The organism is Pseudomonas caspiana, assembly GCF_002158995.1.
Lineage (GTDB): Bacteria > Pseudomonadota > Gammaproteobacteria > Pseudomonadales > Pseudomonadaceae > Aquipseudomonas > Aquipseudomonas caspiana.
Genome location: NZ_LOHF01000016.1, coordinates 37,004 through 48,719 on the forward strand (window position 1 = coordinate 37,004; position 11,716 = coordinate 48,719).

An 11,716-nucleotide genomic window follows, 5' to 3' on the forward strand; every position below is an offset into this window, starting at 1 on the left:
ACCAACGCCGCCAAACACCCCCCGAACAGGCCGGGCGTGCAATGCCGTCCAGTAATCCCAGGGTACAGGCCAGGCACCGACGCGATTCTTTCGTGGCGTCGGCTGGTTCATGGGACTTCACCGGACTGCGTACTCCCCACGCCAAAGGCCTGCACCGCGCACAACTCATCGACCTGATCTTCGCCGCGATAGCCTTAGTGCTCCCCCGATCGTCGCGACGACAGTCCCGCCGTTGATACCGCGCGCAGTTTGGGCACTCACATTCACGGCGCGCTCGCCGCAGATGACCTTGCTTAATGGTCATCACGACCTAATTAGGCGCGCCCTCTGGAGGAACACCACCATGCTTGTACCATCCACGGATTTTCTTGAAAACCGGACCCGTGCGCCCTTAAACAAAGGACGCCCAGGCAGTCGGGTAACGTTTTTCCCGTCGCGAAAAAACCATGGCCCGATGACCTGCGGCAACCTCATGCAGGCGGATTATTGCGTTCATCTCGAGTATCGCCACGATGTACGCACGTACCAGTGCCGGCCCTCAACCGTGTGCAAGGGTGAACTGCGCTACAAGGCTGACTTCCTCGTTGCACTCAGCAACGGACAATCGATGTACCACAAGTTCCTGCTACCGGATGCTCAGACCAGCCCTCACATGCGTGAGTGGACGACGACCATCGAAGCCATGCTGCAGGAGCATGGAGTGCTCCTCCGCTGGCTCGTTCAAGACCAACTGCCTCATTCTCTGGTTACTCAGAACCTGCGCTACCTCTATCACCACAGCTTCAACAGCTCAAAACGGGCGGCACTTGAAGTGCGTGCCCAGGTCGTCGCGCGGGCCGGAAAACAGGCAACCATTGCCGCACTGCTGGCTAAGGGGCTCGCTCCCGCAGATATCAGCCACGCCATCTTTCTGGATGAACTGCGGGTCAACCTTGAGCATAGGCTCACCCCACACAGCATGATTTACGGAGGCCATGATGGGCATCTTTGAATTCAAAATCGGTGAACACTACCGCTATCGCGGCCAGCGCTTTCAGGTCGTCGATCAACAAGGTGAAACCGTGCAACTGCGCGCCGTAGAAGGCCGCCGGATCGTGTTGCGCCAAACCAGAGAAGTTCTGCTACGTGCACTGAAGCGCTGCGACCTAGTTAAAGATCAGGAAGCCCCCATCGAGAAGGATCCGCAGAAAATCCTTTCGGGGCTCCCCAAGCCTTACGCGGCTGCATTCGACCGACGCTGGCATTATGTGCATGCGCTAACCAAACGCTTTGGCGGGAAAATGCCGAAGGAGCGCGGCTCGCTGATGATCAGCACCCTAGCTAAGGACATCAACGATATCAGCCCGCCCAGCTTCAGCACGGCACGCAGTTGGGTTCGGGCATTTTGCAAATCAGGGCACAGCAGCCTGGCCCTGATACCCGGCCGACGGCAGAGAGCGAAACATCGTCTGGCCCTTCAGCCCTGGGAAGTTCAGCAGGTGATCAATCAGCAGGTCAGCCAGTTCTATCTGAAGGCCGAACCGGCATGCAAAACTGAGGTGATCGATGCCATTGTTCTGGAGCTGGAAGCATTCAACGAAGGCAGACCCAGCCATGATCGCTTGAAGGTCCCTTCGGAGTCGACCCTTAACCGGATCCTTCGGGAGCTTGACGCTTATGAGAAAGCTCAGGCTCAGCAGGGCAGCAAGTATGCCCAGAAACACCAAGGCTGGACACGCAAACGGCCTCGGCCTGGGAGGTTGTTCGAACTCGTTGAGGCCGACACGCAACAAATGCACGTGATGGTGGTGGGCGTTGATGGTGAGGTGATCGGCCGCCCCTATCTGACGGTGTTCCTTGAGGTCTACACACGAATGCCGTATGCGTGGTCCATCGGGTTTAATCCCCCCTCTCTGGACACTACCCTTCAGACGCTCAAGCGGTCGTTATCCAGTGATAACACCTACGCCGGTGTTGCCATCCGGTACGTTTTCGACAGCGGTCCGGAGTTCGTCGCGCAAAATCTGCGTCGAATCATCGCCATGCTGGGCGGCGAGGTGTGCTACTGCGAACCTGCCACCGGCAATCAAAAGCCTCACGTGGAAGCCTTCTTCGGCGTCTGGTCGAAAGAGATCGCCCACGTGATGCCAGGCACAACTTTCTCGAACGTCACCGCACGGGGTGACTACAGCTCCGAAAATAACGCATGCATGACCATCGATGAGGTCCGGCACGCCTTTTCCCATTGGGTGACGCGGGTGTACTGCGAGCGCCTGCACAGCAGTCTGAATACTTCTCCCCGCCTTGCTTGGGAGGCGGCGTATTCCGCGATGTTTCCGCCCCGGCGCTATTCGCAGTCGGAATTACGCCAGCACTTCCTCAGTGCGTTCGAAGCCTCTCCCCAACAGGGGCGGCTTCGCTACAACTCGCTGTTCTGGACCGGGCCTGCGGTAGGGTACCTGGCCAATCGCGAACCCAAAGCAGAGAAGCTCTTGGTTTACTACGACCCAAGTGACCTCGGCCAGGCGTGGGCCTGCCATCCCAGCTATCCCGACGAGGTATTGGAGTTGCAGGCGGTGGAGCCTGACTACCAGCAAGGCTTGACCATGCACCTTCACCAACTGACGCTTAAACGCCTGAGGGCCGAGCGTAAAAGCTTCGACTCGCACAAGGCACGCCGCGCCAGGGTGGCACTGCTGCATGAACTGGCCTTAGTCAAGACACCAGCCCAGCGGCGTAAACGCAGCCGAGCCGAAGAAAAAGGCTCACTGCAGCCCAAGATACGGCGCGCCTCCAGCGCCGGCAAACAACAGCCGCTTAAACCATCGCCGACGGCCTACCGTTACCACGACAATACACCCGACGACTATTCGTCCGAGGAGGTCTGAGGCCATTCGGAGTCGCTCTTGAGGCGTCTGCCCGGGCCACTCCAAACGGGCGCAGGGCCAGCCAGCGATCACCACCAGACGTCAGGCGTTGAGTCGCCGGCCATTTGGGATGCGCTGAGCCCCGTTAGCCAACACCAATGTATCCGGCGGTCGGTAGCACTGATGCAGAGTGCGTCACCGCCGGACTCCTACCCGCTGCCAGGGGTACCCACGTCTCTGGCGATCCATCAGATTATAAGCATGAGGTCCGCCATCATGGAGTTCGAGCGTCAACAAGTGCTTAAAACCTTCAAAAGCAAAATTGTCTTCCATCCGCGGTATCGGCAGGCTTTCTCGCAGATTCAGAATGCGATCGAGAACACCGAGGCTCTGGGTGAACCGGTATGCGCTCTGCTTTGCGGCCCGAGCGGGACCGGGAAGTCCACGCTGTGTAATTACTTTCGCAAGCTTTATACCGGGAACTCAGAAGCTCATCGTGAAGACGGCGTTTATGTCAACCTTCCCGTCTTCTATTGCGAGGTCCCCTCACCGGCAACCGTCAAAGGTTTAATCACCAACATGCTGCGCCTGCTGATTAATGCCACCCCCAGTGGCACTGTTGAAAAGCTCACTCATCAGCTCATCACGTGCCTTAAAACATCTCAGGTAAGGATAATTTTTCTCGACGAAATTCAGCGCCTCTGCATCACTACCGTCGCCGAAAAAGTACGGCTGGACTCTCTGCAATGGATTGTTTCGCTCCTCAACGGCTCCGGTATTCCCGTAATCCTTTCTGGCACCGGCCTGTGCCGTGATATCCGGCGCGAAGACGAAGCATTTGAAAACAGATATCCATACTTCGCCGAGCTTTCAGATTTCAGCTATGAAACGGGGGATAACTCCGATTACTTTGCGACGCTGAAACATCTGGATACGGCAATGTATCAATTGGCTCCACTCGAAAAAGGTGTCCACCTTAATGATCCAACGATCGCTGCTCCTCTATTCGTTGGTACCCGCGGAAACCTGAAACGCATGCGCGTAGTCATCAACGATGCGCTGAAGACGTGCCTGTGCCGAAAAGAGCGGTTGGAGTTGACAGCCGATGATTTCATCACTGCTTGCCAATACGTAGCGTTGCCAAAGAGTCTGTCAGATGGGAACCCTTTTTTGCTCTCCTATGACGAAGCGCTGGTTCTCATAATGAATCACGCGGACGTGGGGGGGGAGGAAAATGAGTAGGATATTGTTCATCCCTAAACCCTTTCCCGAAGAAAGCCCGAGCAGCGTCCTGAAACGCATGGCCATTCGACACGGATGTATAGCCAAGGCGGACCTTCAGAGCCTCTTTGGTGACGCCCTTCGCCATGAGTCGATAATGTCTCGCACTCATCCAGCAGTCCAAGCCATTGCAACCATGTCCGGCTGGGATGCAAAACAGTTTCTGAGCGGGTTCTACGAACCGGTTGGACCTTTGCTGGAGGGCCCGCCTCTCATAATCTGCGGACTAGTAGTCAGAGCTGACATGGTGCGAAAACAACAAACTGCGTTCTGCTCCGAATGCTGGGCAGCAGGTCACGAGCATTTCATCAAGGATCTGAAGCTTGCAGTGTACTGTCCTTATCATTTACGCCGGTATTTGGCTAAATGCCCCAACTGCGGAACAGAGCTCCGCTGGTCTAACCTGCTATCTGGAAAGTGCCGGTGTGCAGAATTGCCAATTTCCCCGACTTGCACATCAGCGGAAGCACTCATTGAGATTAAGCTACTGCAAATTTTCCGAGAAAGAGATACCGACAGATTTGATAAATTTAATGACTATCTGCGGCTGTTAGGCTTTCACACAAAAGATCCAACTGAGTGCAGCGCAGTAAGAACCATAGTGGCGCTGGCATTTGCCCTATTGGAAACTAATCAGAAGGCAATCCTCTACCACCTGGGAACGTTACACACATTATACCCCGAGATACCCAGACGAATTATTAGCGCCAAACTTTCCCTGATCCCGGCCAAGCAATGTCAGGATTGTGTGAAAATTTTCCTGCGACACAGTTTTAGCACCGACACTCCGTTCAGAGAGTGCACAACCCCACTAATATCCTCTTTTGAGTTAACTAGCCGCCAGATCTCCAACTGGCAAAAACTGGCCTCACATCAATGGAGAATAGTCCGAAAGAACTCTAACATTCTTTCATCAATAGGCCGTTATCGTTGGCAAGAAGTGCAAAAGATGACCGTGCATATACTCCAACTAAAACTTAACAACGGCTTCAGCCAAAAGAAAGCTATCTCAGGCATGAACCTAGGCGAACTAAAAAAAGAGTTACTGCTAAGCAAAGTCGTTCTGCGCGGCGCCATTGACGAAAAGCTTCTACACCCAATTTCTTGGCGGACAGATGACTGGTTATTTGATCCTACTGACATAGCAAACTTTTGCCGGCATTACATTTCCGTGCACATGCTGTCAGCAAACACCAAAATTCCTGTCGATAAAATACGGCGTGCGCTTCGACACTTAGGATTACGCAACTCAGAATTCAAAAGCCAAAGAGTGCGCCTACATGTGATGAGTATTGAAACAAGTAAAGCGGTAATTGAATGGTGTACCCCTCATACTAAAAAATATGAAAAGCGGACACAGTCTTGGACAAGTCTTCCGCAACATGATCCAAATGACTTGGGCGTTTGGCTGAGTGCATCAGCGGCAGCAGAGCTTGTGGGGTGCTGGCCTGCGGGGCTCAGACGCCTCATAGAAGCCAAGCTGATCCCAGCTACTGTAGGCGGCAACCAAAAAAATGGCTACTTAGTCAAGGAAAAGGAGCTAATTAAATTCAAAATTAAATATATAAGCGCGAGCGAAGCTACCAAACTATTAAGCTGTAAGCAAAGACATACCAGTGCCGTACTTAGGAAAGCAGGTATCAAGCCCGTGACTGGACCAGGAATCGACAAAAACCCAACTTACTATTATTTACGCCTTCCAGTCCTTGAATTCATACACGCTATGAAAGAGCTTCCGAGGACCAAAGAATATGGCCTCACCCACTTTGAAGCATGTCGTCATCTACATCTCCCGATCCGAATGATAGCGCTCTTGATTAATTCCGGAGCATTGGAAACTATAGAAACAATCGATAACTTCAGCAATCCGATTAAAAAGAAAAGCGTAGATGACTTTTATGATCATTATGCATCAGCATCGACCATCGCCGGATGGTTAAATATTCCGTTAAAATGCGTAGACCAAGCGTTATTAAAGTTCGGAATCAGCACAATACCTGGGGTGTCAACGGACTCATTTCGAACGCATCTCTATAAAATCGACGACGTCGCCAATGTATTTTTACTGCCGAGCCGTCCCAATTCAACCGGCTTCAAGTCTGGGAAGCTACTAATTTTAGAGAACATCTCAAGCGTAAGAGAAAAATACCAGATCTCTGCGGTACCATTCTTCCGGCTTTTCATAGCATCCGGCTTTGTTAGCAGGGTTGGAAATTACCAGCCTGCTTATCTGCTAGAAAGTGACGTTATCAAGATTTCACAGATAATGGAAAAGTACTGCATCATTTCGCAAGCAGACAAATACTTGGGACATACTCAGTTAGCTAACAACCTCGTTAAAACAAAAAAACTTAGTGTTAGCCACCCGTTACTACCTTATACAAATTACCCCATGATTGAAAGAGCAATACTGCGCGATTACGCGTTAAAAAACCATCTTATCTAAATCCCACCTTCCCTCGCGCAACCCCCTAGCCCAATCAGTTAACACGGGCACAATGGGCTATTGCCCACGGCGATTTATAGCTATCTTGCATAACAGCCGCCAGCTTATTTTGCCGAAAACAAGCAAAATCCAAAGTATCTAGACATCTTTCCGCCAGTGATTTTGACAATTGTCAAAAAAATCAATGCCATTGCATTCATACAGATATGAAAAATGGGGACGGCTACCTAGCGATGATTTGAAAATGGAAAAAGCCAGAAGCGTAAAGCTTCTGGCTTTTTTATGACCTGTGCAAAATGGCATGGTCCCCGACCTCGGTAGGGGCGAACTTGTTCGCGATGCAATCTTCAACCCAAGAGTGATCTCTCAAGTCTGACCGAGGATGCCGTACGATCTTCAGTCGTTAGTCCCTCTGGTGGAAGTCCAAATCGGGATACGCTATCAGCGTTTTCGATGCGGCTTTACTGCGCATCATGTAGCATGTAGCCAGCACTACAACATGAATCGTAACGCTCTTACCCGCCAGGCGATAGGGATATGGAAGTGACAGTAAGAGTGATGTCTTGCGGCTTGGAAATTGACCGCATCACCCGCCCTCTTAGAACGGAAGGCGGTCAGCCTGCCGTTACATATAGAAAACAGCTGTGGCCTGTTAAGAACGGCTGCATCGAAATCGGCACAGTAGACGATGCAGCCTCCCTCAGCCAAGACGCCGTTTGGGAGGATTGGACAACACTCGTCACATCGCTACTGCCCTCGCCGCTTCCTACTCAAATAAATGCTTGTTCGGACCTTCTCCAAATTCGTTTCCGAGGAGAGTTGCCTTCAGGAATCTTGAGCTCAATATCTTCGCTGACATGCTTAGGCTTAGAGCAAGAAGCACGTGCTTTGCTTGTCGATTTTCTGCGAGAAAGAAAGGAATCCGAACGGCTATACAGGTTCCTACTATCGCACCCTATTGAGGGCAATGAAGCTTTAGACAACAATACTGACCTAGCCCCTAATGGAGATAATTTGGAGCAGGAAATCGCATTAGGTTTGGTCCCCGAAAACGAGGGTGACGATGACTGGGGCTGGGAGTCCGCTGACGAAATACAAACTCCAAAGATAAACGACCAACATCTAAGAGAAGCGGCAAAACGTACCCAAGAAGCGCTCTGTAGCTATCGCCCCATCGAAGAGGGCGCGCGGGCTCCTGACCTTGCTGGACCACTTGAAGATTTCGATTGGATCGATGATCGGCTGATAACACAACAGCCCAACGCGATATCGCGTGTTGAAAACGTCCTCATGGAGCGAACTGCAAAACTTGGCGAAACGGCTTTGGATGTGCTGAGATATTTTGTGGACAATCCGGGGGACCGATCAGCGCACGCCGAGTTGGTACTAGGTTATGCAATTTCCGATATCAACAAGCTACTCTCCGGCTCCCTGAGCCATTATTTGAACAGGAATTCCTCCGGCGGATGGGTTTGCCACTCATGGGTGCCAAACCTGCTTTCTGCATTGGATGAGGTCTCGTGATCTCGCAGAGACGCTCGTTAGCTCATCAGCTGATGCTCGATTTCTTTCAGACGCAAAAGCAGCCTAGGCAACATCACTTCCGGCTTTTTGACTTCACACTCCCAAACTATAAGAACATTCCACCCACACCTATCCAAGTTTTCCAAAGTTTTCCGATCCCGATCGACATTGGCTTCGAGTTTTGCAGTCCAGAAATCTACCCGCGACTTGGGCATGACAGCGTATCTGCAGCCTACGTGGCGATGCCAAAAACATCCGTGTACAAAAATACAGACCTTCAGTCGAGGCAGTACAATGTCCGGCTTTCCAGGCAAATCCTTACGGTGAAGCCTAAATCTGTAGCCTTGGGCGTGCAAAAAACTTCTGACTATCAGTTCAGGCTTCGTGTCCTTCCCTCTGATGGCAGACATCATGCGGGATCTCGTGGCCCGATCAACAACGTCCATTTCGTATTTCCTCAAAACAGCGTGGTTTCATGAGTCGTAGCAATTCTATCCAAGTTGTAGATCTCTTTGCGGGCCCTGGTGGACTTGGAGAGGGATTCTCTTCTCACTCGGACGATCACGGTACGACCTTCGATATCAAGGTATCTGCCGAGATGGAGGCTTCCGCGCGCTCAACGCTGAGACTCCGGGCCTTTTATAGATTGCTAAAAAATGAACAGGCAGAAGCCTTGGAGGACTATTACAACTTCTGTGAAACGGCAACTGTGGCAGAGCCATACACACCTAGAAGCCTAGAAGCTTGGAAGCATGCCGATAGCGAAGCGCAACTGCTGGAGCTTGGTACTGAGGAAGGAAATATCCGGCTCGACAAAATACTAGCAAACCGTCTGGATGAAACCAAACCTTGGGTGCTGATTGGCGGCCCGCCGTGCCAAGCCTATTCGATCGTAGGGCGAGCTAGGAATCGAGGGAAAGTAGACTACTTGGCAGAAAATGACCATCGTCACTTCCTATATAGGGAATACCTACGGATCATCCAAAAAAAGCGGCCTGCAGTGTTCGTAATGGAGAACGTGAAAGGGATTCTTTCATCACAGGTTGGTGGGGAACAGATGTTCCCTCAAATTCTGCGAGATCTTGCGGACCCGGATGCAGCCTTGGGAGAGAGCAGCACTGGCCCCAAATACCGGATTTGCTCTCTCGTAGCCGACGATGTGTATGAAAGTGGGGCTCCGCCAGACAGCATCACCCCGAGCAACTACATTATTCGAGCAGAGGCATACGGAGTTCCCCAAGCCCGGCACCGGGTGATACTGCTAGGTGTGTCCGAAGAATATTTAGATGCTATTGGAAACCATAAGCTTTCCACCGCCTCAGGGCCATCAATAGACCAAGTCATAGGGTGTCTGCCTCCACTTCGAAGCACGCTGACTAAAATGAAGGACTCACCAGATTCGTGGGCGCAGGTTATACGTGAGCATTTGAAAGATTTAAGCAGGGAGTGCCTTCTTCAAGTTGAGAATGAGCCCGAGAGGCTTAGTTTAGCGACCAAGCTAGGTATTTTGGCCAGCAGCTACGACAGCGGTGATATGAACTCCGGAGGATTGCGGGTCCTGAAAAAACGCTCCTCAAATGGCGTGACTCGAACCCATCTCGACAGCTGGTTACTCGACCCAAAGCTCAAGTACTGGCTCAATCATGAAGCTAGGGGCCATATGAGTTCCGACCTCCGTAGGTACGTATACGCTGCGGCTTTTGCCGACACATACAAAAACTCACCCAAAGGGCATCATGATTTTGATCTTCCTGGTTTAGCCCCAGACCACAAAAATTGGACAACTGGAAAATTCAGCGACCGTTTTCGCGTACAAAGGGCAGGTATCCCGTCAACAACGATTACTAGTCATATCGCGAAGGATGGTCACTACTTTATTCACTACGACCCCAGGCAATGCCGAAGTTTGACAGTCCGAGAGGCGGCGCGCCTGCAAACGTTTCCAGATAATTACTTCTTCTTAGGTAACCGAACACAGCAGTTTCATCAGGTCGGCAATGCGGTCCCTCCCCTCTTAGCGAGGCAGATCGCAGATATCGTCGCTGGAATACTTAGAAGTGGAAGAAAGGCTAAATAAAGCCGATCTCACCAATGCACACTCGACAGGGAGCGTCACTTTGTCAGCCATATTCAAAAGTCGAAATGCTCCACCCAAGGCTAGCGCAATGGTTGAAGCATTGCGCGGGCTCGGCTACAACACTCAGACGGCCTTGGCCGACATTATTGATAACAGTATTGCAGCGGGCGCCTCAGAAGTCAGAATCGAGTTCGTCTGGGCAGACTCCATTGGAAGAATTACCTGCTTGGATAATGGAGTTGGAATGTCGGCGGCCGGCCTCGATTTGGCAATGCGTTTGGGTGAGCGTAACCCGCTGGAAGAGAGATCCAAGTCTGATCTTGGACGCTTCGGACTCGGATTGAAGACCGCATCTTTTTCACAGTGCCGTAGGCTCACAGTGGCAACAATCGGCACCGACGGCATGCAGTCCTTGCGCTGGGATCTGGATTATCTAGCAAATAGCTCTGATGGTGGATGGCACCTTTTGGAAGGTCCCCATCCAAAGTCGGAAGGATATTTAGAGCAGCTTTCCAAATCAGGCCAAGGCACTTTAGTCTTGTGGGAAACCATGGATCGGATTATTACCCCTGGGAGCACAGTTCAAGATTTTTTGAATCTATCCGATAAGGTCGAACAGCATCTAGGAATGGTCTTCCATCGATACCTTGAAGGCAACCGGCCTCGTCTGAAAATCCTGCTAAATGACCGACCAGTTAGACCATGGGACCCGTTTATGGCGGACCATCCCGGAAAACCCTACAACCCTCCGGTATTTAAGCACCCTACGATTAAAAATATTGAAGCCGAATGCCATGTCCTACCGCATAAGGACATGCTGTCCACAGAGGATTTTGAAGATCTAAGCGGCCCGGAAGGCTGGACGGCACAACAAGGATTCTACGTGTACCGCAACGAGCGATTACTCGTTGCTGGTAGTTGGCTTGGTTTAGGAACAGGTAGGTCATGGACAAAGGACGAAGCACACCGACTTGCAAGAATTCGTCTAGATATACCCAACGACACGGATACGGACTGGAAAATAGATATTCGGAAGTCTACCGCTAGACCTCCGGTATACCTAAGAGATTGGCTAACCCGTCTAGCTGAGGCAACACGCACGCGTGCACGACGAGCATTTGCTCACAGAGGCAGGCCAGTGATGCTAGGTAACAAACAGGTGGCCGAAGCTTGGAAAGTCGAGCGGCTTGCTAGCGGCATAAGATATAGGATAGACACAGACCACCCAGCAGTGAGAAATATTCTGGATGACGCTGGAGTGTTGCTACCGCAAATCAAAGCAATGCTTCGAGTAATTGAAGAAACAGTGCCGGTCCAGCGGATATGGATAGACACAGCAGAAAATAAAGATACCCCCCGCACCGGTTTTGAAAAAACCCAGGCTGCTGAGGTTAATGAGATTCTGATGATCATGTACCGCAGCATGATCGAGAAGAAGGGGTATTCGGCCTCTTCAGCTAGGCAACAACTTCGAATGACAGAGCCGTTCCATGCGTTCCCTTCGTTGGTAGATGCCCTGCCTGACAACTTCAAGGAGTAGTG

General features: G+C 51.5%; 8 protein-coding genes. 7 read left to right on the top strand and 1 reads right to left on the bottom strand.

What is annotated here, in order from left to right; translation table 11 throughout:
• Window positions 1–343 precede the first annotated feature (343 nt).
• The 5 genes from AUC60_RS18045 (at window position 344) to AUC60_RS18065 (ending at window position 8,097) form a co-directional block, all read left to right on the top strand.
• Window positions 344–991, top strand: coding sequence for a hypothetical protein (locus AUC60_RS18045; protein WP_087270501.1), 648 nt, complete (start codon window positions 344–346; stop codon window positions 989–991).
• Window positions 978–2,867, top strand: a complete 1,890-nt coding sequence (locus tag AUC60_RS18050) for a DDE-type integrase/transposase/recombinase (protein WP_158099136.1) — start codon at window positions 978–980, stop codon at window positions 2,865–2,867. The genes AUC60_RS18045 and AUC60_RS18050 overlap by 14 nt, the downstream gene beginning before the upstream one ends.
• Window positions 2,868–3,122: 255 nt before the next feature.
• A complete protein-coding gene (locus AUC60_RS18055; protein ID WP_158099137.1) occupies window positions 3,123–4,088 on the top strand; it encodes a TniB family NTP-binding protein in 966 nt (321 codons plus the stop codon).
• A 4-nt stretch (window positions 4,089–4,092) separates the two neighbouring features.
• Window positions 4,093–6,573, top strand: a complete 2,481-nt coding sequence (locus tag AUC60_RS18060; protein ID WP_158099138.1) for a TniQ family protein — start codon at window positions 4,093–4,095, stop codon at window positions 6,571–6,573.
• 537 nt (window positions 6,574–7,110) lie between these two features.
• On the top strand, window positions 7,111–8,097 hold the full coding sequence (locus AUC60_RS18065) for a hypothetical protein (RefSeq protein WP_087270514.1): 987 nt from the start codon (window positions 7,111–7,113) through the stop codon (window positions 8,095–8,097).
• A 17-nt stretch (window positions 8,098–8,114) separates the two neighbouring features.
• On the opposite strand, the gene AUC60_RS18070 is transcribed toward AUC60_RS18065, so the two are convergent.
• Complete coding sequence (locus tag AUC60_RS18070; protein WP_087270517.1) at window positions 8,115–8,543, bottom strand: very short patch repair endonuclease; 429 nt, start codon at window positions 8,541–8,543, stop codon at window positions 8,115–8,117.
• A gap of 29 nt (window positions 8,544–8,572) precedes the next feature.
• Here AUC60_RS18070 and AUC60_RS18075 point away from each other — a divergent pair, with 29 nt between their 5' ends.
• Window positions 8,573–10,174 carry a DNA cytosine methyltransferase gene (locus AUC60_RS18075; RefSeq protein WP_087270519.1) on the top strand — a complete coding sequence of 534 codons (1,602 nt, stop codon included), beginning with the start codon at window positions 8,573–8,575 and terminating at the stop codon, window positions 10,172–10,174.
• 88 nt (window positions 10,175–10,262) lie between these two features.
• Window positions 10,263–11,714 carry an ATP-binding protein gene (locus AUC60_RS18080; protein WP_087270522.1) on the top strand — a complete coding sequence of 484 codons (1,452 nt, stop codon included), beginning with the start codon at window positions 10,263–10,265 and terminating at the stop codon, window positions 11,712–11,714.
• The last annotated feature ends 2 nt before the right edge of the window (window positions 11,715–11,716 follow it).